Here is a 26454-nt window from a genome sequence, read left to right as displayed (position 1 = left end):
GAGGTGCCCATCAGCAGCCCCAGCGGGATGCCGACGATGATCGCGAACAGCAGGCCGAGCCCGATCCGGCGCAGGCTCACGACGAGGTGCTCCCACAGGAAGTAGTTCTCCTCCCCGCGCACGACCCGGTCGACTCCGCCGCCGATCGCGTGGTGCGTGTTGGCCCGGACGAAGGCGTCCCAGACCTCGAGCGGGCTCGGCGTCAGGTAGTGCGGCTCGACGAGGTCGGCTGCGGCAACGGCCGTCCAGACGAGGAGCAGGACGACCAGCAGGGCGACGGGCGGCAGCCAGCGGGACAGGGCGGGGAGGCGGGACACGTCCGAAACCGTAGGGACAGCGGGCCCCGGTCGGGCACATGTCTCAGCCGGCGGACCTTGGTCCAACCGGCCGAGACATGTGAGATGGATCAGGCAAGCAGCTGGGCGAGCTCCTCATCGCCGAGGGCGCCGGGCGCGCGCTTGTCCGCGACGGCCTCTTGGATCAGCAGCTGCAGTGCTTCATTGAGCGGTGCCTCGACCCCGTTCAGGCGGGCCAGCAGGACGACCTCGCCGTTGAGGTAGTCGCTCTCGACCTCGGCGCCGCGGACATAGCTCTGCAGCGTGGAGTTGCCCTGGCGAGGCTGGCCTTCGACCGCGCCACCGTGGAGGTCTTCGAGATCGATCGTCGACACGCCCTCGGCATGGATGTCGACGGGCTTGATGCCTTCGGCCGCGAAGACGTCGAGAGCCTCGAGGCGCAGCCGCTCGACGAGCTCGGACCGCAGCTCGCTCGGGGCGAAGACCGGCTCGACGGAGTTGACCGTGTTGTAGCTGAGCTTCCAGGCCTTGAATCCCCGGATCTCGTCGACGACCTGGACGCCGATCCGTCCGGTCGCGCGCAGCCCTCGGCGATCGACTCGAGCTCGGCGTCGCTCCCGCTCGGGTAGCGGCCCAGCCACAGCAGGGCCCGCTTCGTGGCGCCGTAGTTCGTGATCTCGCCGACGGTCGTCTTGCCTCCGGGGCAGCCGATCGTGCCGGCGTAGACCGTGCTGAACCAGCGGAGCGCCACGCGCTCGGCGTTGAAGCCGTTCTGCACCGTGACGACCGGGATCGTGCGGGCAGCGCGGGTCACGGTGCCGTCGGCAGCAGTGACGGGCTGCCAGGCCCACTGGCGCAGCGCGCCTTCGACGTCCTGCACCTTGGTCGCGATGAGGAGGACGTCGTCGGGTGTGAGGCTCACAGCCGACGGCCCGTCGACGACGGGGATCTGGAGGTGCTCAGTGCCGTCGGGCGTGTGGTAGATCAGGCCCTTGCTGGAGATCGCTTCGTACTCGGCGCCGCGGGCGACGAGCAGGACGTTGCTGCCCTGACGGGCGAGCTCGGCGGCGATCGTGCCGCCGGTGGCACCGGGTCCGATGAGGATGAACCGGCGAGATGACTGGGTGCTCATGGGTGCTCCTGGAAGGGTTGCGGAGCCCCCATCGTGTGCGGCTGGCAAGGCCCGCGTCCAATAGTGATTCCTGATCCCTCGGCATCGCAAAACCCTATGAATTGCAGGAACGATCGGGCATTCGGATCGATCGGATTAGCCGATGGGAATCGATCGGCAAAACGTGTTGGACGTGGCCACGCGATCGCCCTTAGCGTCGTCGCCATGACCACCCTTGCCAATATCGCCGGCCGCCTCGCTGTCATCCTCGACGACGGTGCCGCCGACGTCGCGACCGCCAGTGATGGCCGCTTCGGCCCCGATCCCCAGTCCGTCTACGACGACTGGCCCGCCTTCGCGGCGTGGCTCGGCGATGCGACGTTCGTGGCCGATCAGTCCGCTCCCGCAGCGTCCGAGATCGGGACTCCGGTCCCACGGCCGCGGCAGATCATCGGCGTCGGCCTCAGCTATCACGACCACATCGCACATGCGGGGCTCACGCCACCGACGACGCCAGGCTTCTTCGCGAAGTTCGCCTCGTCGTTGACCGGTCCGTTCGCCGAGATATCGGTTCCCGGGACCCAGGTCGTCACCGAGGTCGAGCTGGCTCTCGTCGTGGGTCGTGGCGGTTACCGCATCCCGGCGGCCGACGCGCTCGACCACCTCGCGGGAGTCACGATTGCCCAAGACCTGACCGATCCGGCGTCGTCGGTCAAGGTGCTCCGTGAGGACGGGACGCCCGGCGCGACCTATATCGACCCCGGCAAGTCGCACCCCGGATTCGTGCCGGTCGGCCCGTACGTCCTGACGCTCGACGCGGCCGGAGACCTCGCAGACCTGGCGATCGGCTCGACATCGATGATCAGCCGGTCCAGCGCGGCAACAGTCGGGATCTCGTGTTCCCGATCGCCGATCTCGTCTCGCGCGTCTCCCACCACGTCGAGCTGCTGCCGGGCGACATCATCTTGACCGGAAGCGCTGACCGGGTCGACGGCACGCACGGCCTCAAGCTCGCGGCGGGCCAGACGATCCGCGCCCGCGTCGGTGCCCTGGGCGAGCAGCGAACCGTGATCGTCGAGGCGGCCTGACGATGGCGACGACGACGTTGCAGCGGCTCGCGGTCTCCGACGAAGTCGCGGTCCGACGGGTCCGGTGGTTCTCCCCGCGCAACCTGATCAGGGCGCTCCTGCCGGTCTCGGCGTTGCTGCTCTGGCACATCCTCAGCTCGACCGGTGCGATCAAGCCGCAGTACTTCCCGTCGCCCGTCACGGTGTTCGAGGCGTTGATCGACCTGGTGGAGACAGGTGAGCTCGGGGCCGCGCTGCCGGCCTCGCTGGCGCGTGCCGGAACGGGCCTGGCGATCGGCATCGCGATCGGGCTGACCTTCGGCGTCCTGAACGGACTGTCGCGGATCTTCGAGGAGGTCTTCGACTCGTCGTTCCAGATCGTGCGGCAGGTGCCGTTCATCGCGATGGTGCCGCTGTTCATCATCTGGTTCGGTATCGACGAGTCGTTCAAGGTGGTCGTCATCTCGCTGGCCTGCGTGTTCCCGGTCTACATCAACACCTACTCGGGTGTGCGCAACGTCGACCCCAGCTGGTCGAGGCGGGCCGCGTCTTCGGCTTGTCCAAGTTCGAGTCGATCCGTCAGATCGTGCTGCCCGCCGCCTTGCCGTCAGTCCTCGTCGGGGTGCGCTACTCGATGGGGGTCTCGCTGCTCGCGTTGATCGTTGCCGAGCAGGTCAACAGCAAGAGCGGCATCGGCCACATCATCTTCGTCGCGAACGGCGCACTGCGCATCGACATCATCACCGGCGCGATCCTCATCTATGCCGTCCTCGGCGTGCTGGTCGACATCACGATGCGTTTCCTCGAGCGCCGTCTCCTGCCCTGGAAGTGAGCAGAACATGACCATCACCGCCCCACCCCACCACCCGCTCCCGGTCGAGGACGATGGCGCAGACGCCGTCGTGTCGCTGAAGGGCGTCAGCAAGTCATTTGGCGAGCGACCGATCCTCGACGACATCGATCTCACGATCCGACGCGGCGAGTTCGTGGCGCTGCTCGGTGCCTCAGGCTCCGGGAAGACGACCTTGCTGCGGATCCTGGCCTCCCTCGACCATGCCAATGCTGGCGAGCTCAGCGTCGCGCCGCAGCGGTCCGTAGTGTTCCAGGACGCGAGGCTGCTCCCGTTCAAGCGGGTGTGGCGCAACGTCCGCCTCGGCCTGTCGCGCTCGGCGATCTCTCGTGACGAGATCGTGGCCGCCCTCGACGAGGTCGGGCTCGGCGACAAGGGCGATCGCTGGCCCAAGACCCTGTCGGGCGGGGAGGCCCAGCGAGTGGCACTGGCGCGGGCGCTGGTGCGGGAGCCACAGCTGCTGCTGCTCGACGAGCCGTTCGCGGCCCTTGACGCACTGACCCGGATCAAGATGCACGAGCCGTGCTGCGGCTGTGGCGACAGCACGATCCGGCCGTCCTGTTCATCACCCACGACGTCGACGAGGCCGTGCTGCTCGCCGACCGGATCCTGGTGCTGAAGGACGGGAAGTTCATCGTCGACCTCGACGTCACCGAGCCACGGGAGTCCCGTCGTACCTGGGCCGGGCTGCTCCAGATCCGCCTTCAGCTTCTCGAGGAGCTCGGCGTCGTCCACTGATCCACCCCTGCGCGGTCATCCGACCGCATCCACCCCCTGAAAGAAATGAAGAGGAATCATCATGTCCCTGTCACCGTTCGGCAGTCGCCGCCAGACCGTCGTCGCGGCCATCGCCGCCCTCGGCCTCAGCTTCGGCCTCGCCGCCTGCGGTGGGGAGTCGTCGGCGACATCAGAGGGGACGACCCGCTCGCGGGCGTCACCATCACCCTCGGCCAGAACGACCCGGCGGTCCGCGCCGGGATCGAGGCGTCCGGCGTCTACGACGACGCCCCCTACAAGGTCGACTTCGTCGACTTCGCCAACCAGGTCGACGCCTCCACGGCGTTGACGACGGGCGACATCGACGGCTCGGTCATCGCGCAGTACACCCTGGTCCAGGCCGCGGCGGGGGCCAAGCCCGCGTGGACGCCCGAGACCGCGCCGTACAAGACGATCATCGTGCCCGGTTTCGTCGACACCGAGAACTGGGACCCGTTCGGAACCGTCGCGTCCAAGAAGTCGGGCATCAAGGAGCTGACTGCGGATGCGGTTCGCGGCAAGAAGTGGTCGGCCTCCCCGGGTGCCACGAACTACCTGACGATGCTGCAGACGCTCGACTACCTGGGCCTCGGTCTCGACGACATCAAGTACGTCCCGCTGGACAATCCCTCGGGCGCGGTGGCGTTGCTCAACAACGAGATCGACCTCGTCTCGGGCGGCTACTCGTCGTACTTCGCCGCGATCCAGGACGGGGCGACCCCGCTGCTGAGTGGCAGCCAGGTCGGACCGGGCAGCCCCGGCGCAGTCGTGGCGACCACGGCATCGCTCGATGACCCCCAGAAGGGCAAGGCCTGGGAGGACTTCGTCGACCGCTACCTCGACTACCGGCTCTGGGTCCTGCAGAACGAGGACAAGTGGGTCGATGCAGTGGTCAAGGCCACCAAGGTCACTCCGGAACAGGCGACCCAGCAGTACCTGAACTACGGCCGCGGCACGATCGGCCCCGTCACGGCGGACGCCCAGAAGACAGGTCAGGAGATCGCCGACGTGGCGTTCAAGAACAAGGCGATCTCGCAGAAGGTCGATGCATCGGCAGGCTATGACGACCGATTCACCGCCGTCATCGAGAAGAAGCTGCAAGGCCATCGACTTCGAGGCCGCGGTCGAGAAGTCGCGCGCAGACAACGCCGATCGCTCACCACGACGGGGGTGGGGCGTCGCTGCCCTGCCCCCATCGCTGGTCCCATCACCCTCGAAAGGGAACATCATGCGTCTGTCGGTCTTCGAGCTGTCAGCCATTCCCGCAGGCTCGACCCCGGGTGCTGCGTTGGCCGATGTGCTCGAGCTCGTCCGCTCGGCGGAGGAGTGGGGCTATCACGGCTACTGGTTCGGTGAGCATCACCTGGGCCGTGGACGTGCGGGTGCCTCACCGGTCGTGCTGACGGCGCTCGCGGCTGCGGCCACCCAGCGGCTCCACGTCGGTACCGCGGTGGCGGTGCTTCCGCACTACCGGCCGCTGGCTCTTGTCGAGCAGATCGGCACGATCGCCGAGCTGTATCCCGATCGGGTGCACCTCGGGCTCGGGAAGGGGACCAGCCACCCCGACGGCCCTGCGCCGGCGCGGATCGCGGCCGTCTCCGAGGCACTGGCCGATCCCTCGTCGGCGGTGCCGAAGCTCGAGATCGGCGACTTCGCGCTCTTGCTCAAGGAGCTTGCAGTGTCGAGCGACTCCTCGGTGGACGGCTATGAGCGGTCCGTCCGACAGGTACTGAGCCTGCTCACCCGACCGGTCGCGACGATCGACGGTCACCCCTTGCAGGCCGCACCGGGGCTCGGCGCCCCCGTTACGCCGTGGCTGTTCGGGCTGACGAGCGTGCGCAGCGCACAGCACTCGGCCGCAGCCGGACTGCCCTACGTCGTCAACCAGCACGTCAGCGGGCATTCCGTCGACGAGGCCGTGGCAGCCTACCGAGAAGGATCCGGCCGTCGGTGTTCCTGGACCGGCCCTATCTCGCCTACTCCGTGCACGCCGTCGCGGCTCCTTCGGCGACCGAGGCCGAACGACTCGCCGAGGCGTATCCCCGATGGATAGCCGGGGTGCTGCACCGCGGCTTCTCGGACCACATCGGCTCGCACGACGATGTTGACATCGCCCGACTGACTGACCCGGACAGGCTCCGGGGCGCGGCCGGCGTGCGAATCGTCGGCGAGGCCGCCGATGTCGCCGAGCGCGTGCGGGCCTTCGGTGACCGGATCGGCGCCGACGAGGTCTTGGTCAACACCATCGTGGCCGATCCCGTGGCGAAGGCCCGCTCGTACGCTGCTTGCCAAGCTCTGGCACCACCAGCTCTGACCCGACCAGCCTGACCTGACATCGCCCCGAGGAGACGGACATGACACGCATCGCCAACATCGAGGGACGACTCGCCCTCGTCCTGCCCGACGGGGTCATCGACGTCGAGCGCGCCAGTGACGGCCGCTTCGGAGCTGCTCCGCAGCATGTGTACGAGCAGTGGAGCGCCTTCGCCGACTGGGCTGGATCGGCCGATCTCTCGGCCGACTCGCCGCTGCCGGAGGACGCTGCGTGGTGGTCGCCGGTGCCGGAGCCACGCCAGATCGTGGCGATCGGCATCAACTCGCGGATCGAGCTCGAGCAGTTCGGGCTGGGCGAGCCGACCGGTGTGGGCTTCATCTCCAAGCTGCAGTCGTCACTGGGTCATCCCTTCGCACCGATCACGATCACGAGCGAGCGGGTCTACGTCGAGACGGAGGTCGCGGTCGTCGTGGGTCGGCGCGCGTGGCACGTGGGCGAGGCCGATGCCTGGAGCCACGTGGCCGGGCTCGCCGTGGCCGAGGACCTCGCCGACGCCGACGCGTACGTCAGCATCCCCGGGACACGCGATGGCGTCGCCGACGTGACCTACCACAACCCGGCCAAGTCGTTGCCGGGATTCGCCCCGGTGGGTCCGCAGCGCGTGACACCGGACGAGGTCGCCGACGTCGACGACCTCACGCTGTCGTTGTCGATCGACGGACGGATCGTCCAGCACGGCACGACCCGCGACTACCTCCACTCGATCGCCGAGATCATCGCTCGGCTGTCGCACCAGGTCCCGCTGCTGCCGGGGGACGTCATCCTCACGGGCAGCCCCGGCCAGCTGGAGTCATCGCCGCTGGAGCCTCTGCGCCCCAGCAGCACCGTGGTCTCCACGATCGACGGACTTGGCCGTCAGGTGCACGTTACGGAGTGAGGCGTACACCAATCCTCTGTGCGCGGGGATGCGCCGTCCACATGATGGTGAATCGTCTCGGCTCCTGAAACCGCGACGTACTGTCGCCGCATGGCTGCCACTCTCGACCTCATCCATCTCCGGTCCTTCGTCGCCATCTCTGACTGCGGCGGATTCGGTCGTGCGGCGACCGTGCTGCACATGAGCCAGCCCACCGTCAGCCAGCACGTCCGCGCGCTGGAGAAGCGGTTGGGCCAGCCGCTCGTGGAGAAGCACGGACGGGGCGTGCGGTTCCACCCGGGCCGGCGAGAGCCTCCTGCTTGAGGCGCGCCGGATTCTGGGAGTGCACGATCAGGCCCTCGAGCGGCTTGACGCGACCAAGCCACGCGCGATCGTCATCGGCTCGACCGAGACGGCGGCCGAGTCGATCCTGCCGGAGCTCCTGACATCGGTGCGTCAGGCATATCCCGACCACCAGGTCCAGTTCCACATCGATCGCTCCACGCAGATGGAGGATGCCGTGTCGAAGGGCACGATCGACCTGGCGATCACGATGGGTCTCGGCTCGGGTCTCGCGGGCAAGGAGGTCGGGCTGCTGCCGCTCAACTGGTACGCGTCCCCGCGGTTCACCCTGCCGGCCGTGGGTGCCCCGATGCCCTTGGTCGCCTACGTCGAGCCGTGCGGCATGCGGCAACGAGCTCTGGACGGCTCGGGGTGCGGGGCCACCAGGTGGAGGTCGTCGCAGAGTCGACGAGCCTCGAGGGCGTCATCGCCGCCGCCAGGGCCGGCCTGGGGGTCGCGGTCCTCCCGACGTCGGGAGCTGTGCCTACCGGGCTGGAGGTCCGTCGCGACCTTCCCGAGCTCGGCCAGATCGGCTTGCGACTCGTCAGTCGCAAGGGCGTCGACCGCGACATCGAGCGCACTGCGTACGAAGCACTCACCGAGTTCTACGCCGTCAAACGATACGTCCACTCGGTGCAGTCCGGCCTCCGATCGATCGGCACCGCTGATGGGTTCTCATCGGCAGAAGTTGTTGGACTCTCGGGCTGAAGCGCTGGAGAATCGACATCATGAACAGCACCGCGCACATCGGCTTCCCGCTTTGTCGCCGTCGTTCCTGACGACCTGCTGATTCACCGCTCCAACCCCCTGGCACGCTCGCGTGCCGGTCCTTGGCACTGCCATGCCACCAGTCGATCCGGAGAACCCGATGCCGATCCTCATCACCGCAGACGAGCTCGCTGAGCTTGCCGGGGTCTCGTCGCCCCGCGTGCTCGACGTCCGTTGGCGCCTCGACCGCCCGGACGGCCGAGGCGAGCACCGTGCCGGACACGTGCCCGGGGCGGTCTACGTCGACCTCGACCACGAGCTGGCCGCACACGGCGTGCCGACAGACGGACGGCATCCGCTGCCGGCTGTCGAGGCGCTCCAGGTCAGCGCCCGGAGCTGGGGGATCGATGACGACAGCACTGTCGTGGTCTACGACGACCAAGGCAATCTCGCGGCCGGCCGGGCCTGGTGGCTGTTGACCTACGCGGGTGTCCAGGACGTCCGAGTGCTCGACGGCGGCCTGCAAGCCTGGACCGCTGCGGGTCGCGAGCTGGCCACCGGCGGCGAGACCGCACCGGCCGGATCGGTGACGCTGGCGTACGGCCACCTGCCGGTCATCGGGGCCGACGAGGCACTCGATGCTGCGGCCGAGGGCAGCCTGCTCGATGCGCGGGCCCCCGAGCGCTACCGCGGTGAGACCGAGCCGATCGACCCGGTCGCCGGTCACATCCCCGGTGCGCTCAACACCCGACGGGAGGCGATCTCGACGCCGACGGCCGGTTCCTGCCGGCCGAGCAGCTGCGGCAGCGGTTCCTCGAGGCCGGTGTCGACCCGGCCAAGCCCATCGCGACGTACTGCGGCTCCGGCGTCACTGCGGCCCACAACGTCATCGCGCTGACCCTCGCTGGCTTCGAGTCGGCGCTCTACCCCGGCTCGTGGAGCCAGTGGTCCAACCAGCCCGGTCGTCCCGTCGAGACCTGGCCCATCCCGCCAGCACCGTCCCAAGGAGCCTCCGCATGACACTTCCCAGCCCCAGCGCCATCCGGTGGAGTTCGTCGGCCTGACCTTTGCCCAATGACGCGACCGAGCTCAATCCTCGTCCCGGCGCGCCACTCGACATCGACTACCTGATCCGCTATTCGCGGGCGCTCGACGATGTGGGCTTTCGACTACACGCTGCTGCCGTACCACTCGTCGTCATTCGACCCCTTCACCCAGGCCGCCGCGATCTCGCAGCACGCACCGAACGGGTGCGGCCGATCATCGCGCTGCGCCCCGACGCGGTCTACCCGACAGCTGCGGCCAAGGCGCTCGCGACGCTCGACCAGCTCAGCGGGGGGTCGTGCCGTCGTCCACATCATCGCGGGCGGCGATGCTGCCGAGCAGGCCCGCGAGGGCGACTACCTCAGCGAGGACGACCGGTACGCCCGCGCCGAGGAGTTCGTCCGCATCCTCAGAGCGGGCCTGGGAGTCGCCTGAGCCCTTGACTTCGACGGCGAGCGCTGCCGGTTCGAACTTCGGCAACGCAGTTCGCCCGGTCAACGGCGCGATCCCGGTGTCGGTCGGCGGATCCTCGGACGAGGCGTACCGCGTCGGCGGATCGTTGCGGCGACATCTCGGCCTGTGGGGCGAGCCGCTCGAGGAGACGAAGGAGCAGATCGACCGGGTCTGGGGTGAGGCCGAGAAGGCCGGCCGCATCGACAGGCCGCGTATCTGGGTCACGTTTCCGTCCGATCATCGCCGAGACCGACGACCTGGCCTGGAAGAAGGCGCACGAGGTGCTCGAATCGCTCCCAGCGCAACTCCGCAAACGGCAACCAGGTCAAGGGGCCGGAGGCGAGAGCCGCAGAATCTCGGCTCGCAGCGGCTTCTCGACATCGCGGCTCGCGGCGAGGTCCAGGACCGGGCGCTCTGGTACCCGACCGTGACCGCGACGGGAGCTCGCGGTGCGTCGACGGCCCTGGTCGGATCGCCGGACACGATCGCCGAGTCGATCGTCGACTACGTAGAGATCGGTGCCGACCTGATCTCGATCCGCGGTTACGACAACCTCAATGACGCGATCGACTACGGGCGCTACGTCCTGCCGTTGGTGCACGAGAAGCTCGCGGCGCGGAACCTGATGGCGGCGGTCTGATGGCGCACGTCAGCCGGGGTGAGCTTTGCCAGCGCGGTGAACGACCACGTCTCGACCGAGCAGGTGCCGACGAGTCTTCGCTCCCGGCCGGGACGCGGTGGTGACGCGATGACCGCTGAGACGCTCTTGCAGACCGAGTGGAACGAGCCGCAGGGCATCGCGCCTCGCGGAACCGTCATCGTGGTGGGCGGACGAGCCGAGAAATGCCGCGGTCTATCAACGCTTCGGTCGCCGCATCGCCTTCGATGCCTACCGAGTGCGCTTCGTCGAAGGTGATCTGTCGGATCTCGAGGCGGTGTCGCGCGACATCGACGCCGTGCTGAACGATCCGCAGACGGTGCTCCCGACCCTGCTGCTCGGCTCCGACACGGGTGCGGCGCTTGCGCTCGACCACGTGGCACGTCGCACCGACCTCGCCCAGCCCGATGCTGTCGCGATCGCCGGCCTGGCCTTCCCCGACGACGAGATCGCCACCTTCGACGACGAGATCGGCGCCCGGACGGCCTGCCCAACCACCGCGGAGTGCTGGGCCGTGAGGGCATCGACCACGTGCTCGCGACAGGTGATGTGCAGGTGCCGCGACCGGGCGCAGGCTCGGTCAGGGTCCCGCTGCTCGTCGTGCACGGTGAGGCCGACGAGGTGTCGCCGGTCGGGCGGGTCCGCCAGGTCGTCGAGGGCCTGGCGGCGCACACCGGCTCGTCACGATCGACGAAGGTCTGCACGATGCGCTCAACGACGTCACCCACCGCACGGTCGCCGCGACGATCATCCGCTTCCTCGAACGGCTCAAGCGCGGCCCCGATCTTCGACCCATCGCGACCGAGGACCAGGCGTGACGGTCGACCTCACTGCTCTGACGTCGACCCTTCGCGACTGGAGCATCGCTGACGGCGACTGGCGGCCGTGAGCGCCGACCGGTCGGGCTCGCCCGAGGCCGGAACCCCCGCGCTGCTGGTGCGGGCCACGAGCGTCGACGAGGTGCAGGCCGTTGCGAGGTTCGCGAACCAGCACCGCATCGCGGTCGTGCCGCGTGGCGGCGGCAGCGGGCTGGCTGGCGGCGCCGTCGCCGGCACCGGCACGATCGTGCTCGACCTGAGCCGGCTCGACCGGATCATCGAGATCAGGGCCGACGACCAGGTCGCAGTCGTCGAGCCCGGTGTCGTCACCGCTGACCTCGACACGGCGGCCGCCGAGCACGGGCTGTTCTACGCGCCCGACCCCGGGCAGCATCGACGTCGACGATCGGCGGCAACATCGCCACGAACGCCGGCGGGCTACGCGGGGTCAAGTACGGCGTGACCCGCGACGCGGTGCTGGCGCTCGACGTCGTGACGGCCGACGGACGACTCATCCAGGTCGGCGCGAGCACCCCCAAGAACGTCACGGGCTATGACCTGCTCGGGCTGTTCGTGGGCTCGGAAGGAACGTTGGGGATCGTCGTCGGGGCGACCGTCAGGCTGCTGCCGCGGCCCGGAGAGATCGGCACGGTGGCGGCGTACTTCGCGACCCTCGAGGAAGCGGCTGCAGCGGCGGTCGAGGTGCGGGCCAGCGGTGCGCGCCCCGCAGTCATCGAGCTCGTCGACGGCGCCACCTGGGAGCGATCGACGAGCTGGCCGGGACGACGCTGCGCCAGCGCGGCGAAGCCTTCCTGCTCGTGCAGGTCGACGGTCTCGACGTCGCCGCCGAGCTGGCCGCCGTCGAAGCGGCACTGCACGGTGCGACGTCGATCGAGTCGTCCACCGATGCCCAGGTCAGCGCGCAGCTGCTGGCGGCACGCCGACTCGCACTGCCAGCGATCGAGGCGCGAGGACGGGCACTGATCGAGGACATCGCAGTGCCGCCGTCGCGGCTGGTCGACGCCGTGCGCGGGGTCCACGCGATCGCTGCCGAGACCGGCGTCGAGATCTACGTGTTCGCGCACGCCGGAGATGGCAACCTGCATCCGATCATCGCAGTCGACGGTCCCGACGGCGAACCTCTGCCGACTGTCGTGGTCGAGGCCGCTGATCGCATCTTCGCCCTGGCTCTCGCTCGGCGGGACGCTGACCGGCGAGCACGGGGTCGGGACGCTCAAGCAGGCCTGGGTGGCCCGTCAGGTCGGACCCGACGTCGACGCGCTGCACCACGCCATCAAGTCCTTGCTCGATCCTGCGGGCATCCTCAATCCTGGAAAGGCGATCTGATGAATGTCGCTGTCGTCGTCGGCAACCCCAAGCCCCGTTCGCGCACCTGGGACGCGGCGCACCGGGTCGCCGAGGGCCTGGGTGGACAGGTCGACACGGCGATCGACGTCGTGGATCTCGGCCCGGGCCTGCTGGGTTGGGGTGATCCTGCCGTCAAGGTCGCGGTCGAGAAGGTCGCGGCGAGCGACCTCGTCGTCATCGCCTCACCGACGTTCAAGGCCACCTACACCGGTCTGCTGAAGCTGTTCCTCGATCAGTTCGCAGGATCGACCGGGCTGGAGGGGTCGTCGCCGTCCCGGTGCAGCTGGGGCGGGGCCGGCCCACGCGTTGTCGCCGGAGCTGCACCTCAAGCCGGTGCTGGTCGGCCCGGAGCGACCGTTCCGGCGCCGGCGCTCTACCTGGTCGACAGCGCCGAGCAGCCAGATCCGGTCGAGGTGGGCTGGCTCGAACGCTGGGCCCCGGTCGTCCGCGCCGCCGCAGGAGCCACGGCATGAGCGCCGCACCGGCCCCCGACGACGACCTCGTGCTCGACGAAGCGGTGCTGCAGAAGTCGTTCCGGGCCGCGATGGGCAATGTCGCCGCGGCGGTCTCGGTCGTCACGACGATCCACGACGGCGGACCGCACGGGACGACGGTCAGCGCCTTCGCATCGCTGTCGATGGAACCGCCGATGTTGCTGGTCTCGCTCGACAACCGGTCGGGCCTGCTGGCCAAGCTGCGGGTGGGCTCACGGATCGGGGTCAACGCGTCTCGCGTCCCACCAGGACCAGATCGCCCTGCGGTTCGCCGGCAAGGCCGACGACAAGTTCGTCGACGTGCCGTGGCAGCTGGAGGACGGGGCACCCGCACTCGTCGACCGGCATGCGTGGGTCGCGGTGACGGTCGACCAGCTGGTCGTGGCCGGCGACCACACGCTCGTGCTGGGCACGGTCGAAGCCGCTGACAGCTCGGCGTCGACACCGCTCACCTACTGGCAGCGAACCTTCGGCACCCACCAGGGGTTCTGAGCAGGTGCCTCAGGTTCCGGTGGGCAGAAGGCCGCGGCGGCGCAGGATCGGCAGGACGCCCTCGGCGAACCAGTAGGCCTCCTCGATGTGCGGGTAGCCCGACATCACGAACTCCTCGATGCCCACGGCGGCGTACTCCTCGATGAGGTCGGCGACCTCGGTGTGGCTGCCGACCAGTGCGGTGCCGGCGCCGCTGCGCATCAGGCCGATGCCCGACCAGAGGGCCGGGTGCACCTCGAGCTGGCGGGCATCGGTGTACGTCGTCAGCCCGCCGTGCAGCTCGCGCATGCGCTTCTGCCCCTCTGACTCGCTGCTCGCGAGGGCCTCCTGCGCCTTGGCGACATCGGCCGGGTCGAGCTCGGCCAGCATCGCGTCGGCGATCTGCCAGGCCTGCTCGGAGTGGTCGCGGCTGATGGTGTGCAGCCGCACCCCGAAGCGGACGGTACGGCCTTCCTCGTCGGCGAGCTTGCGGATCCAGGCGATCTTTTCCGCGACGGCGGCTGGCGGCTCTCCCCACGTCAGGTAGACGTCGGTGTGCGCTGCGGTGACCGGACCAGCGGCCGCCGACGAACCGCCGAGGTAGATCTCGGGCACGGGTGCCGGGCGTCGGGTGCGGGCGTCCTCGACGTCGTAGTAGTCGCCGGTGAAGCTGCTGCCCGCCTCGGTGAACGCCTCGCGAAAGACCTGGAGGAACTCAGCGGCCCGTGCGTAGCGGTCGTCCTTGGCGACCCGGTCGCCGAACCTCAGCTGCTCGGACGGATCTCCGCCGACCACGACGTTGAGCAGCAGGCGGTTGTCCGACAGCCGCTGGAACGTCGACGACATCTGCGCGAGCAACGTGGGGGAGATGAGCCCGGGCCGCAGCGCCACCAAGAACTTGAGCCGCTCGGTCTGCGGGATCAGCGCCGATGCCACGACCCAGGCGTCCTCGCAGGGGGTGCCGGTGGGCGTCAGCACCGCGTCGAAGCCGAGGTCTTCTGCGGTGCGGGCCACCTGGGCGAGATAGCGCAGGTCGGGCTCGCGGAACCGCCCGGCAGTGTCGATCGAACCGCCCGCGCGGCCGAGATCTGACGGGACGCTGTGACCGCCGCCGACGAGGGCGCGGCTGTCGCCGGTCGTGGGCAGGAACCAGTCGAACGTGAGAGCCATGGGTCGAGTCTCATGTCAAAGCGCCGCCCGGCGCGACGCGTCTTGCATCGTGGAACCGGTAGTGGTGGGGTGCGGGTCAGGACGCCCGGGCGTCGACCCGTCCTTGTGAGTGGGCCCGCGCGATGCCCGCGACGGTCTCCTCGAAGTCGGCGATGTCGGCCGGCATCCGTTCGAAGTCGCGCCGCAGCAGCAGCATCGTGACCAACGGTGTCGGGCGGAAAGAGGACGAGCCGTGATGATCCCGGCCTCCTCGAGCGGGTCACCGGTGATGCCTGTAGTCCGGCAGGACCGAGGGGCCGACGCCCTTGGCGACGAGCGACTTGGCCATCTCGGCGCCGTCGGCGTAGTAGGTCGTGGCCGGCGGGCGTGAGCCGAACAGTCGTTGCGTGAGCCGGTTCATGACGTAGCCCGGACGCGACGAGACGAATGGCCGATGGCGCAGGTCGTCGACGCTGATCTCGTCCTGCGTGGCCAGCGGGTCACCGGTGTGGACGCACACGACCGGGGTGCCTTCCAGCAAGGGGACCGCGGTCAGCGCGGTGGGGATGTCATCACCCGGAAAGATGTTGACCAACCCGATCTCCAGCCGGCCCTCGAGCAGGCTCTGCTGGATGTCGGCCTGGAACATCGTGGCGACGTCGACCGTCGTGGTCGCGTGCCGGGTGCCGAAGTCCTGCACAGCGGGGATCAGGATCGCCGATGTCCCGGCGTTCACGGTGCCCACCCGGATCGTGCGGCTGGTCCGGTTCTGGTCGCCTGCCGCCTCCTTGAGCCTGGCGATGCCGTTGAGCACCTCGGCCATGATCGGGAGCAGGTCACTGCCGTCACGGCTGATGCGGGCACCCGATCGATGCCGCTCGAGCAGAGGGACTCCGAGCTCGCGCTCCAGGCCGCGGATCGCCTCGCTGAGCGCCGACTGCGACAGGTGCAGCTGCTCGCTGGCCCTGCGCAGCGAACCGTGCTGCGTGACCGCGGCGAGGTACTCGAGCTGCTCGATGCGCATCGGACCTGCCTTCCGTCGGGAGCGGCTCTGACGAGCAGCGGTGACAGTCGCCATTAGACGTCCGACCGGCGGCGGCCGATCACAGATCTCACGATCCGGTCGGCCTGGAACACGGTTCGTGACGCAGGTCTCAGAGGTGCATGGGGTGGCCGATCACCCCATCGGAAATGCGCGTTGAACGCAGAGTGAGACGGGCGCTGTGACCCCGCTGCCGGTTCCTAACGTCGTGGGCAACACAAGTTTCTCGGGTGTGCTTCGGGCCGCTCGACGTCTAGGAGGCCCCATCCCATGTCACGCCCACCGATCTACAACGGGTTCTTGCACCTGACCCCCAACCACCACAGCCACGGCTACTGGCGCACCGAGGAAGGGCAGGTCCAGTACGGCTACAAGGACCTCGATCCGTACGTCGATGTCGTCAAGACCTTGGAGCGCGGCCGGTTCGACGCGTTGTTCATCGCCGATGTCGTCGGCGTCTACGACCGCGAGTACGGCGACGGCGGCGGGACGATCCGCGCTGGCTCGCAGTTCCCCGGCAATGATCCTGCTGCGATCGTGTCGGCGCTCGGCTACGTCACCGAGCACCTCGGGCTCGCGATCACCAGCAACGTCATCCAGGACCACCCGTTCTCCTTCGCCCGCAAGCTCTCGTCGCTGGACCACTTCACGGAGGGCCGGGTCGCGTGGAACATCGTCACGTCCTACCTCAGCAACGGCTTCCGCAACTTCGGCTACGACGAGATCGTGTCGCACGACGAGCGCTACGTGTGGGCGCAGGAGTACCTCGACGTGACGTACAAGCTGTGGGAGCACTCGTGGGAGGACGGCGCGGTCGTCAAGAACCCCGCAACCGGGGTGTTCTTCGACCCCGACAAGATCCACACGATCGATCACGTCGGTGAGCGCTACAAGGTCGAGGGCCCGCACCTCGTCGAGCCGTCGCCGCAGCGCACACCGGTGCTGTTCCAGGCAGGCAACTCCGTGGCCGGCCGTGAGTTCGCGGCCCGCAACGCCGAGGTCACCTTCCTGCCGTCGTTCACCCCGGAGGCGGCACGCAAGGACATCGCGATCCTGCAGGACGCGGTCGAGGCGCACGGCCGCGAGCGGGGATCGCTGAAGACGCTGGTGCAGCTGTCGACGATCATCGGCTCGACCGAGGAAGAGGCTCGACGCAAGCAGCAGCACCTGCGCGACAACATCGACTTCGGTGGACTGGTCGGCTTCTACAGCGGCGGCTCGGGCATCGACTTCACGTCGATCGACCCCGAGACACCGTTGAAGGCCCTGCGCGACCAGGTCCAGCTCGGCGAGCACGTGCGCTCGATCTTCCGGTCGATCGTCGACGCCGATCTCGGCGCCGGCCGCGACCTGACCTGGCGCGAGTACCTCATCGACCACGCCCTGCTGCCCGGCAAGTTCGCCGGAACGCCTGAGCAGATCGCCGATCACGTGCAGACCTGGGTCGACGCCGGGGTCGACGGGTTCAACGTCGTCCCGATCACGACGCTCGGCTGGTGGGACGAATGGGTCGACCACGTCGTCCCGGTCCTGCAGTCCCGCGGCCTCGCCCAGACCGAGTACGCCGAGGGGACCTTGCGCGAGAAGCTCTTCGGCCGCGGCGACCGTCTTCCCGAGACCCACCACGGCCGGACCCTCGGCCTGTCCGCGCCGGCGTTCTCCGGCTGAACCCGACCTTCCAGAAGCATCCGACTTTCACGAGAGAAGCAAAGACATGAAGATCGAGAAGCTGTTCGGAGCCGTGGCGCTCGTCGTGGTCGGTGGCCTGACCGCGGCAGCGTGCGGCGGCAGCAGCACCAAAGGCGCCGAGGGCACCAGTGGCAAGCGCATCCTCGACCAGACCATCACCTACGCCCACGCCCAGGAGCCGCCGTGCTTGTGGGGCGGCTGGGTGCAGCAGGCCTACCTCTCACGCCAGGTGTTCGACTCGCTCGTCAGCCACGACGACGGCAAGATCGTCCCCTGGCTGGCGACGTCGTGGAAGACCTCGAAGGACGGCAAGACCGTCACCTTCGAGCTGCGTGACGACGTCACGTTCACCGACGGCACACCCTTCGACGCCGAAGCCGTCGTGGCCAACAACGAGAACTGGGCCAAGGGCATCGGCTGGAACAGCTTCACGTACCTGACCGACGCGAAGGCCACAGGCACGCACACCGTCGAGCTGCACCTCTCGCAGCGCAATCCCGAGATCTTCCAGGAGCTCTCGAACGGCCACTACGGGATCCAGTCGCCGACCGCGCTGAAGACGCAGTCGACCGAGAAGAACTGCCACCAGCCGGTGGGCTCAGGCCCCTGGACCGTCAAGGAGTGGAAGGTTGGGGACGGCATCACGTTCGTCCGCAACGACGACTACAACTCGGCTCCGGAGAACGCGCACCACGACGGCCCGGCCTACCAGAAGCAGCTGAACTGGAAGTTCGTGCCGGACGCCACGACTCGGTGGTCGGCGCTCAACACCGGCGAGGCTGACGTGATCTACGACGTCCCGGCCGTCCAGTGGGCGACTGCGAACAAGGACTTCCAGGTGCTGAACTTCGTGGCCGGCGGACGGCCGCAGGTGTTCTCGTTCAACGTCCAGCGCGGCCCCTTCACCGACAAGCGCGTCCGCCAGGCCTTCTTGTACGCCTCCGACCGCAAGGCGATCGTCGACGCGGTCTTCAAGGGATCGGTGCCCTTCGAGGGCAACGGCGCCCTGGCCAGCTGGCAGGCCGACTACCTCGACGTGAACAGCGCCTACCCGTTCGACCTCACGAAGGCCGAGAAGCTGCTCGACGAGGCAGGATGGAGCGCCAAGAACAAGGACGGGATCCGGGTCAAGGATGGCGAGACGCTGACCGTGCGCCTGCCGTTCGGCAACGGTTCCATCGTGACGGCCGAGGGCTCGGCTGCCCTCCAGGCGGTCCAGGACCAGGTCAAGGCGGCCGGCATCGACCTCAAGCTCATCCCGCTGACGCAGACCCAGCTGTTCTCGGGCGAGCAGTCGGCTCCGACCGACAAGGAGCTCAGCTTCGGCTACTGGGTCTGGGGCGCCCCCAACATCCTCGACATCACCTTTGCGGCCAAGCAGGGTGACGCGCCCAACGGGAACAACACCTCGTTCTTCGACAACCCGGAGATCGAGGCCAAGATCCAGGCGGCGCAGGTCGAGACCGATCCGGCGAAGCGCACCCAGCAGTACGACGCGCTGCAGAAGTGGTTCACCGACGAGGCGATCGTCGGCGGCTTCTACGACATGACGTACAACGCGGCCGTGTCGCCGAAGCTGAAGGGCGTGTGGCAGGACCAGAACAGCAACGGCCTGCTGAACTTCAACGACGCCTACTTCGTGTCGGGGTCCTGATGACCGTGGTCTCGTCACCCGCCTCGATCGTGTCGCCGGCTGATGTCGACGGCACGATCGGGGGCCGGGCGCGCCGCATCGCCCGGCTCGTCGGGACGAAGATCCTCGCGGCGATCTTCGTCCTGTGGGGAACTGTCACCGTCACGTTCGTGGTCCTGTCGGTGCTTCCGGGTGACCGGGCCACGATCCTGCTGAACGTCCAGTCCGGCCTGAGCATCCCGCGCAGCGCCGCCGAGCCGCGCCCGTCAACCGCGAGTACGGCTTCGACCGGTCGCTGCTGGTCCAGTACGTCGACTACCTCGGCAACCTGGTTCGCGGCGACTTCGGACTCTCCTACCAGTCGGGGCGTCCCGTCTCGACGATCATCGGCGAGCAGATCGGGCCGACGTTCGTCCTGGCCATCGCCTCCTTGGTCCTCGCCTGGCTCCTGACCGTGGCGTGGACCCTGGTGACGGCGGGCCGCGGACCGCGACTGCGTTCGCTCGGCTCGGCCGGCGAGACCATCACGGCGGGCCTCCCGCAGTACTGGGTCGGCATCCTGCTGCTGATCGTGTTCGCCGCGAACCTCGGCTGGTTCCCGGTCATCGGCGGCACCTCGTTGGCCGGCACCGTTCTGCCAGTGGTCACGCTCGCCGTCCCGTTGGCCGGCTTCCTCGGTCAGGCGACCAGGACCGAGTTCGACCGGGCGATCCGCGAGCCCTTCGTCCTGTCAGCGCGCACACGGGGCATGGGAGATCTCGAGGTCCGCTGGCGGCACGTCCTGCGACATGCCTTGATCCCCGGCATCACCCTCTCCGGCTGGGCCATCGGCTCCTTGTTGTCGGGTGCGGTGCTCGTGGAGACCGTCTTCGCCCGACCCGGCCTCGGTGCGGTGCTCGTCACCGCCGTCAGCCAGAAGGACCTGGCTGTCGTCGCGGGCATCGTCGTCCTGATCAGCGCGCTGTACGTCGTCATCAACCTGCTGGTCGACATCATCTACGTGCTCGTCGACCCCGACTGCGAGGTTCGCTATGACCGTCCTGCCCCTCCCCACAGCACCGGAACGCCGCGCGACACGTCGCGGGCGAACCGGCGTGCCGGTCTCGGTCATCGTCTCAGGACTCATCGTCCTGCTCTTCCTGGTGGCCGCCGTGCTTCCCGGTCTCCTGTCGGCGCACAGCCCCTTGACCACGGATCTGCCCAACGCCCTGCAGGGCCCGTCGCTGCAGCACTGGCTCGGGACGGACGACGTGGGCCGTGACCTGTACAGCCGCATCGTCTGGGGCACTCGGCCGTCGCTGCTCATCGGGATCGGCGTCATGGCCCTGGGCATGGTGCTCGCGGTCGTGCTCGGGCTCGCGTCAGGTCTGGGACCGCGATGGGTTGCCGGGCCGGTCAACCGTCTGCTCGAGGTGCTGCTCGCCTTCCCGACCCTGCTGCTGGCGCTGCTGCTCGTGGCGCTCCTCGGCCCCTCGGCGCAGAGCCTGATCATCGCGGTCGGCATCAGCACAGCGCCCGGCTACGCCCGACTCATCCGAGCGCAGACCCTCAGCGTCAAGCGATCCGGGTACGTCGAGGCTGCCCGCGCGCTCGGGCACACCCGGCGCACGATCGTCGCGCAGCACATCGTGCCGAATGCCTTCCGTCCGCTGGTGGCGCTGATCGCCCTGGGAATCGGCACCTCGGTCGTCTGGGCCTCGGGGCTGTCGTTCCTCGGGCTGGGGGTGGCGCCGCCGTCGTCGGAGTGGGGGCTGCTCCTCAACTCCGGCAAGACCCAGATCACCGTCGCGTGGTGGCTGGAGATCTTCCCGGCATCGCGATCGTGCTCGTGACGCTGTCGTTCACGCTGATCGGCCGATACATCCAAGCACTCGTAGAAGGGGACCACGTCTCATGACGAACCATCGTGAGGACCGCGCGATCGGCGACCGGGTGCTGGAGGTACACGACCTCAACGTCTCGTTCGCCGGCGAGGACGGTCAGCTCAAGCACGTCGTCAAGGACGTGAGCTTCGAGCCCACGCAGGCCAGTGCGTCGCGATCGTCGGCGAGTCGGGCTCGGGCAAGAGCGTGACCGCGCGCTCGCTCGTCGGCCTCGCCGGTGACCGATCCGTCGTCGACGCCGCGACGCTCGAGCTGGAGGGCGAGACGCTGCTCGGTCGTCCGGGCAGCGGTGGCGCCGGGTCCGCGGATCTCGGATCGGCTACATCTTGCAGGACGCGCTGGTCTCGCTCGACCCGCTGCGCCCGGTCGGCAAGGAGATCGCCGAGCCGCTGCGGCTGCACCGTCACGGTGCGCGATCGACCCATGCCGCGCAGGTGCTCGCGCTGCTGGACCGGGTAGGTGTCCCAGAGCCGGAGCGACGTGCCCGGCAACGGTCCGGCGAGCTGTCAGGTGGCCTGCGACAACGGGCGCTGATCGCGTCGGCCATCGCGCTCGACCCGAACATCGTCATCGCCGACGAGCCGACCACCGCGCTCGACGTCACGGTGCAGGCGCAGGTTCTCGACGTCCTTCAAGGCATGCTCGCCGAGGGGACCAGCGTCATCCTCATCAGCCATGACCTGGCGGTCGTGGCACGGCTGGCCGACGTCATCCTGGTCATGCAGGGCGGTCGGATCGTCGAAGCCGGCGACAGCGATCGGGTGCTGCGCGACCCACAACATCCCTACACCCAGCAGCTCATCGACGCGGTCCCCAGCGAGCACACCAAGGGCACCCGGCTCGGCCGCGGGGCTCACGTGAACGCGGCCTCGCTGTTCGCCTCGGCGCCAGCGGGCGCCGAGACCACCGATGTCGTCCTGCGCGCCAACAGCGTGGTCAAGAGCTTCGTCGGGCCCGACAAGGTGCGACGTACCGTGGTCAACCAGGTGTCGTTAGACCTGGCCCGCGGTGAGACGCTCGGGATCGTCGGGGAGTCCGGGTCGGGCAAGAGCACCTTGGCGCGCATCGCCTTGGCCTTGGAGACGCCCGACAGTGGTGACGTCGAGTTCCTCGGTCGACCGTGGACGTCGGCCCCAGCGGCCGACCAGCGGGCCATCCGACGCCGTATCGCGGTGGTCTACCAGGATCCGTTCGAGCGATTCGATCCCCGGTGGCGGGTCTCGCGGATCCTGACCGACGCGATCGAGCTCGGAGACCCAGAGAACGCGCACCGTGCTGCCGACCGGGCCGTCGAGCTGCTGGAGACGGTCGGGCTGGGGCGAGAGCACCTGGCGGCCTGGCCACGGCAGATGTCGGGAGGGCAGCGCCAGCGGGTCGCCATCGCCCGAGCCATCGCGACCCGGCCAGAAGTCATCGTGCTCGACGAGGCCGTCTCGGCGCTCGACGTCTCCGTGCAGGCGCAGATCCTCGACCTGCTCACCGACCTCCAGCAGCAAGCTGGGCGTCAGCTTATCTGTTCATCTCCCACGACCTAGGAGTCATTCACCACATGAGCGATCGAGTGCTTGTCATGCAGGGCGGTCACGCCGTCGAACAAGGCCTGGCCGACGACATCTTCTCCCGTCCGCAGCATCCCTACACACAACGGCTGCTGGAGTCGCTTCCGCGGCTCGAGTACGCCTCGCTGCGTGGGGCGGTGTCGTTCGCATGATCGGCGACGAGGACTTCGGCGGTGTGCAGCGGGCGGTTCGTCGGCTCGCCGCGCGCGTGCATGACGAGGCTCCGGTGCGTGAGCGCGACCACCTCGGAGTCGCCGACGTCGTGCCCGACCTGCTGGCGACCGGGATCGGTCGACTACGGGTGCCGCGCCGCTACGGCGGCATCGGCACGTCGGTGGCCGGCAGCTGGGAACTGTCCTGGTCGAGCTGGCTGCGGCCGAGTCCAATCTCGTCCAGATCATTCGTGGGCATCTCGGATTCGTGGAGTTCTTGCTGCAGCGCGAGGACGATCCGGCTGCCGAGGGAGCTGCTCGCTGCTGCTGGCCGGGGTGAGTTCTTCGGTCCCGCTGCCTCGTCCAAGGGCGGTCCGAGCGCACCGACCGACGGCGAGCCGCGCAGCGCAGCGTTGGCCTTGACCGACGGCGTGTGGCTGCACGACGACGGTGCAGGACTGCGTCTCTCGGGGACCAAGTACTACAGCACCGGAAGCCTGTACGCCGACTGGATCAACGTGCTGGTGCCACACGAGGGCGGCTTCGTCGAGGTCGTCGTCTCGCGCACCGATCCGGGGGTCAGCGTCGTCGACGACTGGAACGGCTTCGGGCAGCGGATGACCGCGAGCGGCACAGCGACGTTCGAGGCGGTCGCGGTGCGCGAGGACTACGTGCTGCCGCACCGTGACGCCGAGGTCGCTGAGCTCCTCGGCGCGTTCTACCAGTTCATCCACTCGGCGACCCAGGCCGGAATCGCTCATCGGGCGTCGCAGGACGTGGCCCGTCTGGTGCGAGGGCGACGCCGCTCCTATCCGTTGGCGGCCGACCCGGAACCGCGTCATGACGCGCAGGTGCTCGGGGTCGTGGGTGAGATCTCGACCCGCGCGTTCACGGCCCGTGCCACAGTGTCGGCGCTCGGCGCCACGATCGACGACTACCTGGTCAGTGGCGGTGACCTGCGACCGGAGGCGCTCAAGCACGTCGTTGTTGAGTCCGCACAGACCCAGGTCGTCAACTCCCGCCTGGCCGGCGAGGTCGGCTGGCTGCTGTTCGATGCGGCCAGCGCCTCGGCCCTCGACCTCGATCTGGCCCTTGACCGGCACTGGCGCAACGCCCGGGCGGTGTCCTCGCACAATCCGTCGATCTACAAGGCACGACTCGTGGGCGACTTCGCCGTGAACGGCACCCTGCCGAGCCCGGCGTTCGCGGCGAGCCCGGTGCCAGAGCGGGCAGGGGTGTGACATGGCGGTCGACACGCTGAACCTCACGGGCGCCGAGGCTGTCAGTCGGGCCGCCGCGCTCGGCCGCAAGTTCGTTGAAGATGCTGCGGTGCGCGACCGCGACCGGCTGCTGCCCTTCGAGGAGGTTGCCGAGCTGGCCTCGAGCGGTCTGCTCGCGATCACGGTCCCTGCCGCCCACGGCGGTGCTGATCTGCCGGTGGAGGTCGTCACCGAGGTCATCCGGCTGGTCTCGGTCGGCGACCCGAACGTGGGCAGATCCCGTTGAGCCACTTCGCCTACGTCAACCAGCTGCGCCTGCAGGGCAGCCCCGACCAGCAGGCCCGGATCTTCGCCGAGGTGCTGCGCGGACGGACGATCGGCAATGCTCAGAGCGAGCGGGGGACCAAGCACGTCCGCGACTTCCGCACGACCCTGACCCGCGACGGCGATGCTTGGCGCCTGGACGGCACCAAGTTCTACTGCACCGGCGCCGCGTTCGCCGACTGGATCCCGGTGCTGGCCCATCTCGGGCCGGACGGGCCGATGCACGTGGCGTGGGTCCCGCGGGGATCCGACGGTCTCGAGATCGTCGACGACTGGGACGCCGTCGGCCAGCGGACGACGGCCAGCGGGACGGTCCGGCTGGAGGGGGTCCGGGTGACGGACGACCTGATCACCGACTACGCCGAGACGTTCACCGGGCCGACGACGTACGGCGCTTTCGCGCAGGTGCTGCATACGGCGATCGACACGGGGATCGCCCGGGCCGCGTTGCAGGATGCGGCCCGATTCGTCCGCGAGCTGAGTCGTCCGTTCGCCGACGCAGTCGAGCCGCACGGCGCCGAACGGGCGGCGGACGACCCGTTGGTCGTCCAGGCGCTGGGCGAGATGGAGCTCGAGGTGCGCGCAGCGGAGTCGTTGCTGGCCGAGGCGGCGCGGGCGGTCGACGCGGCGAACGCCGACCTGACCGAGGAGTCGGCTGCCGCTGCGAGCCTCTCGGTCGCAGCAGCGCGGGTGGCCTCGAGCCGTTCGGCGGTCGACGTCTCGAGCCGGCTGTTCGAGGTGGCGGGCACCCGCTCGGCGCTCGCCGGAGAGTCCCTCGACCGTCATTGGCGCAATGCGCGGACGCACACGCTGCATGACCCCGCCGCGTGGAAGGTGCACCATCTGGGCCGCTGGGCCGTCGACGGCACCCGCCCGCGCCCGCAGGGGCAGCTGTGACCGAGACGGCCGTGGCAGCGGCCTTCCCGACGAACCAGGATCTCGATCCAGTGCGGCTGCGGCACGCCTTCGGTGTCTTTCCGACCGGCGTCGTCGCCGTGGCGGCGCAGGTCGACGGCGTGCTGACCGGCCTGGCAGCGTCGTCGTTCAGCTCGGTCAGCCTGGATCCTCCGTTGATCTCGTTCTCGATCGCAGCGGCGTCGAAGACGTGGCCCGATCTGCGCCGGGCTGATCATCTGGGCGTCACGATCCTGTCGTCCGATCACGGCCAGGTCGCCCGGCAGCTCGCCGGGGCGGTCGACCAGCGCTTCGACGGGCTGCCGGTCCAGGCGACGCAGCACGGCGCCGTCACGATCGACGGCGGCATTGCCTTCTTCGACACCACGATCTACCGGGAGGTCGAGGCAGGGGACCACACGATCGTGCTGCTGGAGCTGCACGCGGTCGGCCATCCGTCCCCTCGGAGGTCGGCGGGCCGCTGGTCTTCCACCGCAGTGGTTTCGGGAGCCTGGTCGAGCTGGGCTGACCGCATGCATGACACAGCACCGCCCGAGTCCCGTCGATGGGCCCGGGCGGTGCTGTGTGCTCGCGGCTCAGGTGTACCAGGTCGGCTGGGGGAACTTGCCGAGCAGTGCGTACTCACCGACCTCGCGGCGTTTGTAGGCGACGGGGTCGTGGAGCGTGTGCGTGCGTGCATTGCGCCAGTAGATGTCGAGCCCACCGAGCTGGCAGATGCGCGTGCACCGGTCAGCTCGAAGATCTTGGTGCCGACCTCCAGCGAGATGTCGGTCGCGGCTCTTTGACCGCCGCGATGCGGACGGCGACGTGGCCGCGCTGCTCGGCCGTCAGCGCCTCGCGATCAGCGTGCAGCAAGCCCGAGATCTCGGCTCCCGCCGCATCGGCCAGGGCCTCGACGGCCCACAGCTGCGACTGCAGACGTCCGTAGCCTTCCAGCAGATACCACTCCTGGTCGGCCGATTCCTTGTTGTCGCCGCCATAGGGCCAGGCGCGCGTCTTCTCCCGGGCGTAGGCTGTGCCGGCCTTGATCCCGCCTTGGGCGATGCCGAGGTAGAAGTTGCTGAAGACGAGCTGGATCGTCGGCAGGTTGAGCGTTCCGTAGGTCAGCTCGACGGGTTGCTTGTCGACGTAGCCCGCAGCAGCTGCCCACGGGATGCGGACGTCGGTGATCGTGACGCCTCCGGACTCGGTGAGGCGCTGGCCGAGATTGTCCCAGTCGTCATGGAAGACGATGCCGTCCTGCTGGGTCGGCACGATCGCG

Annotated in this window: 33 protein-coding genes and 8 pseudogenes; 36 read left to right on the top strand and 5 right to left on the bottom strand. The window is 68.9% G+C overall.

The genetic code is table 11. The features are described 5' to 3' along the window. Positions 1-406: 406 nt before the first annotated feature. Positions 407-937 carry a ketopantoate reductase family protein gene (locus tag ACHMWU_RS22070; protein WP_396047248.1) on the bottom strand — a complete coding sequence of 177 codons (531 nt, stop codon included), beginning with the start codon at positions 935-937 and terminating at the stop codon, positions 407-409. 80 nt (positions 938-1017) lie between these two features. Next, positions 1018-1428 (bottom strand): annotated as a pseudogene (locus ACHMWU_RS22065) (ketopantoate reductase family protein); the annotation flags it as partial. Positions 1429-1524: 96 nt separating this feature from the next. On the opposite strand from ACHMWU_RS22065, the pseudogene ACHMWU_RS22060 reads away from it, so the two are divergent. From ACHMWU_RS22060 to ACHMWU_RS21955, 22 genes and pseudogenes are all read left to right on the top strand, one after another. Beyond that, a pseudogene (locus ACHMWU_RS22060) lies at positions 1525-2495 on the top strand (fumarylacetoacetate hydrolase family protein). 2 nt (positions 2496-2497) lie between these two features. Beyond that, positions 2498-3306, top strand: a pseudogene (locus ACHMWU_RS22055) (ABC transporter permease). Between the two features lie 7 nt (positions 3307-3313). After that, a complete protein-coding gene (locus ACHMWU_RS22050; RefSeq protein ID WP_396047246.1) occupies positions 3314-3943 on the top strand; it encodes an ABC transporter ATP-binding protein in 630 nt (209 codons plus the stop codon). Next, positions 3913-4062 carry a hypothetical protein gene (locus ACHMWU_RS22045; RefSeq protein WP_396047244.1) on the top strand — a complete coding sequence of 50 codons (150 nt, stop codon included), beginning with the start codon at positions 3913-3915 and terminating at the stop codon, positions 4060-4062. The genes ACHMWU_RS22050 and ACHMWU_RS22045 overlap by 31 nt, the downstream gene beginning before the upstream one ends. Positions 4063-4107: 45 nt before the next feature. Then, positions 4108-5436, top strand: coding sequence for an ABC transporter substrate-binding protein (locus ACHMWU_RS22040; protein WP_396047242.1), 1329 nt, complete (start codon positions 4108-4110; stop codon positions 5434-5436). Next, positions 5369-6133, top strand: coding sequence for an LLM class flavin-dependent oxidoreductase (locus ACHMWU_RS22035; protein WP_396047240.1), 765 nt, complete (start codon positions 5369-5371; stop codon positions 6131-6133). The genes ACHMWU_RS22040 and ACHMWU_RS22035 overlap by 68 nt, the downstream gene beginning before the upstream one ends. Positions 6134-6138: 5 nt before the next feature. Then, a complete protein-coding gene (locus ACHMWU_RS22030; RefSeq protein ID WP_396047238.1) occupies positions 6139-6408 on the top strand; it encodes a hypothetical protein in 270 nt (89 codons plus the stop codon). A 26-nt stretch (positions 6409-6434) separates the two neighbouring features. After that, positions 6435-7292 (top strand): fumarylacetoacetate hydrolase family protein, encoded by an 858-nt coding sequence (locus tag ACHMWU_RS22025; RefSeq protein ID WP_396047236.1) that lies wholly within the window; start codon positions 6435-6437, stop codon positions 7290-7292. 90 nt (positions 7293-7382) lie between these two features. After that, positions 7383-7595, top strand: a complete 213-nt coding sequence (locus ACHMWU_RS22020) for a LysR family transcriptional regulator (protein WP_396047234.1) — start codon at positions 7383-7385, stop codon at positions 7593-7595. 19 nt (positions 7596-7614) lie between these two features. Further along, positions 7615-7917: pseudogene (locus ACHMWU_RS22015) on the top strand (LysR substrate-binding domain-containing protein); the annotation flags it as partial. A gap of 32 nt (positions 7918-7949) precedes the next feature. Beyond that, positions 7950-8321, top strand: coding sequence for a hypothetical protein (locus ACHMWU_RS22010; protein WP_396049300.1), 372 nt, complete (start codon positions 7950-7952; stop codon positions 8319-8321). Positions 8322-8481: 160 nt separating this feature from the next. Next, positions 8482-9219, top strand: a complete 738-nt coding sequence (locus ACHMWU_RS22005) for a sulfurtransferase (RefSeq protein WP_396047232.1) — start codon at positions 8482-8484, stop codon at positions 9217-9219. Further along, positions 9105-9341 carry a sulfurtransferase gene (locus ACHMWU_RS22000; protein ID WP_396049171.1) on the top strand — a complete coding sequence of 79 codons (237 nt, stop codon included), beginning with the start codon at positions 9105-9107 and terminating at the stop codon, positions 9339-9341. Before ACHMWU_RS22005 ends, ACHMWU_RS22000 begins: the two co-directional genes overlap by 115 nt. Before the next feature lie 135 nt (positions 9342-9476). Continuing rightward, complete coding sequence (locus ACHMWU_RS21995; protein ID WP_396047230.1) at positions 9477-9800, top strand: LLM class flavin-dependent oxidoreductase; 324 nt, start codon at positions 9477-9479, stop codon at positions 9798-9800. 4 nt (positions 9801-9804) lie between these two features. Next, complete coding sequence (locus tag ACHMWU_RS21990) at positions 9805-10458, top strand: LLM class flavin-dependent oxidoreductase (RefSeq protein ID WP_396047228.1); 654 nt, start codon at positions 9805-9807, stop codon at positions 10456-10458. A gap of 256 nt (positions 10459-10714) precedes the next feature. Continuing rightward, positions 10715-11365, top strand: a complete 651-nt coding sequence (locus ACHMWU_RS21985) for a hypothetical protein (RefSeq protein ID WP_396047226.1) — start codon at positions 10715-10717, stop codon at positions 11363-11365. After that, positions 11362-11756: pseudogene (locus tag ACHMWU_RS21980) on the top strand (FAD-binding oxidoreductase); the annotation flags it as partial. The gene ACHMWU_RS21985 and the pseudogene ACHMWU_RS21980, both read left to right, overlap by 4 nt. Before the next feature lie 293 nt (positions 11757-12049). Further along, positions 12050-12418: pseudogene (locus ACHMWU_RS21975) on the top strand (FAD-binding oxidoreductase); the annotation flags it as partial. Then, on the top strand, positions 12387-12641 hold the full coding sequence (locus tag ACHMWU_RS21970; RefSeq protein ID WP_396047224.1) for an FAD-linked oxidase C-terminal domain-containing protein: 255 nt from the start codon (positions 12387-12389) through the stop codon (positions 12639-12641). The pseudogene ACHMWU_RS21975 and the gene ACHMWU_RS21970, both read left to right, overlap by 32 nt. After that, the gene (locus tag ACHMWU_RS21965) at positions 12641-13135 is read left to right on the top strand and encodes an NAD(P)H-dependent oxidoreductase (protein ID WP_396047222.1); all 495 of its coding nucleotides are present in this window, start codon (positions 12641-12643) and stop codon (positions 13133-13135) included. The genes ACHMWU_RS21970 and ACHMWU_RS21965 overlap by 1 nt, the downstream gene beginning before the upstream one ends. Next, positions 13132-13377: pseudogene (locus tag ACHMWU_RS21960) on the top strand (flavin reductase family protein); the annotation flags it as partial. The gene ACHMWU_RS21965 and the pseudogene ACHMWU_RS21960, both read left to right, overlap by 4 nt. A gap of 34 nt (positions 13378-13411) precedes the next feature. After that, positions 13412-13648 (top strand): flavin reductase family protein, encoded by a 237-nt coding sequence (locus ACHMWU_RS21955; protein ID WP_396049170.1) that lies wholly within the window; start codon positions 13412-13414, stop codon positions 13646-13648. A gap of 9 nt (positions 13649-13657) precedes the next feature. Here the strand turns inward: ACHMWU_RS21955 and ACHMWU_RS21950 are convergent, their stop codons facing one another. Continuing rightward, positions 13658-14797, bottom strand: a complete 1140-nt coding sequence (locus ACHMWU_RS21950) for an LLM class flavin-dependent oxidoreductase (protein ID WP_396047220.1) — start codon at positions 14795-14797, stop codon at positions 13658-13660. A 259-nt stretch (positions 14798-15056) separates the two neighbouring features. Further along, positions 15057-15800 carry a LysR family transcriptional regulator gene (locus tag ACHMWU_RS21945; protein WP_396047218.1) on the bottom strand — a complete coding sequence of 248 codons (744 nt, stop codon included), beginning with the start codon at positions 15798-15800 and terminating at the stop codon, positions 15057-15059. A gap of 288 nt (positions 15801-16088) precedes the next feature. Between ACHMWU_RS21945 and ACHMWU_RS21940 the strand changes: the two genes are divergently transcribed. From ACHMWU_RS21940 to ACHMWU_RS21875, 14 genes and pseudogenes are all read left to right on the top strand, one after another. After that, entirely contained in the window at positions 16089-17486 is a 1398-nt protein-coding gene (locus ACHMWU_RS21940; RefSeq protein WP_396047216.1) for an NtaA/DmoA family FMN-dependent monooxygenase, read from the top strand. Between the two features lie 46 nt (positions 17487-17532). After that, on the top strand, positions 17533-19161 hold the full coding sequence (locus ACHMWU_RS21935; protein WP_396047214.1) for an ABC transporter substrate-binding protein: 1629 nt from the start codon (positions 17533-17535) through the stop codon (positions 19159-19161). 5 nt (positions 19162-19166) lie between these two features. After that, positions 19167-19592: a hypothetical protein gene (locus ACHMWU_RS21930; protein ID WP_396047213.1), complete on the top strand. Its 426-nt coding sequence runs from the start codon at positions 19167-19169 to the stop codon at positions 19590-19592. Beyond that, entirely contained in the window at positions 19571-20401 is an 831-nt protein-coding gene (locus tag ACHMWU_RS21925) for an ABC transporter permease (protein WP_396047211.1), read from the top strand. The genes ACHMWU_RS21930 and ACHMWU_RS21925 overlap by 22 nt, the downstream gene beginning before the upstream one ends. Then, a complete protein-coding gene (locus ACHMWU_RS21920) occupies positions 20391-20972 on the top strand; it encodes an ABC transporter permease (RefSeq protein WP_396047209.1) in 582 nt (193 codons plus the stop codon). Before ACHMWU_RS21925 ends, ACHMWU_RS21920 begins: the two co-directional genes overlap by 11 nt. A 61-nt stretch (positions 20973-21033) precedes the next feature. Then, a complete protein-coding gene (locus ACHMWU_RS21915) occupies positions 21034-21213 on the top strand; it encodes a hypothetical protein (protein WP_396047207.1) in 180 nt (59 codons plus the stop codon). After that, positions 21180-21482 (top strand): hypothetical protein, encoded by a 303-nt coding sequence (locus ACHMWU_RS21910; RefSeq protein ID WP_396049169.1) that lies wholly within the window; start codon positions 21180-21182, stop codon positions 21480-21482. The genes ACHMWU_RS21915 and ACHMWU_RS21910 overlap by 34 nt, the downstream gene beginning before the upstream one ends. After that, a pseudogene (locus ACHMWU_RS21905) lies at positions 21371-21814 on the top strand (ATP-binding cassette domain-containing protein); the annotation flags it as partial. The gene ACHMWU_RS21910 and the pseudogene ACHMWU_RS21905, both read left to right, overlap by 112 nt. A gap of 66 nt (positions 21815-21880) precedes the next feature. Further along, positions 21881-22558 (top strand): ABC transporter ATP-binding protein, encoded by a 678-nt coding sequence (locus ACHMWU_RS21900; RefSeq protein WP_396049168.1) that lies wholly within the window; start codon positions 21881-21883, stop codon positions 22556-22558. 14 nt (positions 22559-22572) lie between these two features. Continuing rightward, positions 22573-22734, top strand: a complete 162-nt coding sequence (locus ACHMWU_RS21895) for a hypothetical protein (RefSeq protein ID WP_396047205.1) — start codon at positions 22573-22575, stop codon at positions 22732-22734. Further along, on the top strand, positions 22731-23975 hold the full coding sequence (locus tag ACHMWU_RS21890; protein WP_396047203.1) for a hypothetical protein: 1245 nt from the start codon (positions 22731-22733) through the stop codon (positions 23973-23975). The genes ACHMWU_RS21895 and ACHMWU_RS21890 overlap by 4 nt, the downstream gene beginning before the upstream one ends. 1 nt (position 23976) lies before the next feature. Beyond that, a complete protein-coding gene (locus ACHMWU_RS21885; protein WP_396047201.1) occupies positions 23977-24240 on the top strand; it encodes an acyl-CoA dehydrogenase family protein in 264 nt (87 codons plus the stop codon). Continuing rightward, complete coding sequence (locus ACHMWU_RS21880; RefSeq protein WP_396047199.1) at positions 24237-25175, top strand: acyl-CoA dehydrogenase family protein; 939 nt, start codon at positions 24237-24239, stop codon at positions 25173-25175. Before ACHMWU_RS21885 ends, ACHMWU_RS21880 begins: the two co-directional genes overlap by 4 nt. Further along, a complete protein-coding gene (locus ACHMWU_RS21875; protein ID WP_396047197.1) occupies positions 25172-25978 on the top strand; it encodes a flavin reductase family protein in 807 nt (268 codons plus the stop codon). Before ACHMWU_RS21880 ends, ACHMWU_RS21875 begins: the two co-directional genes overlap by 4 nt. On the opposite strand, the gene ACHMWU_RS21870 is transcribed toward ACHMWU_RS21875, so the two are convergent. After that, on the bottom strand, positions 25923-26447 hold the full coding sequence (locus tag ACHMWU_RS21870) for a hypothetical protein (protein ID WP_396047195.1): 525 nt from the start codon (positions 26445-26447) through the stop codon (positions 25923-25925). The genes ACHMWU_RS21875 and ACHMWU_RS21870 overlap by 56 nt on opposite strands. Positions 26448-26454 lie beyond the last annotated feature (7 nt).

It is taken from the genome of Aeromicrobium sp. UC242_57, assembly GCF_044452305.1.
Taxonomy (GTDB): domain Bacteria; phylum Actinomycetota; class Actinomycetes; order Propionibacteriales; family Nocardioidaceae; genus Aeromicrobium.
The sequence above is the reverse complement of the archived record's forward strand: the minus strand, read 5'-3'. Positions and strand labels throughout refer to the sequence as shown.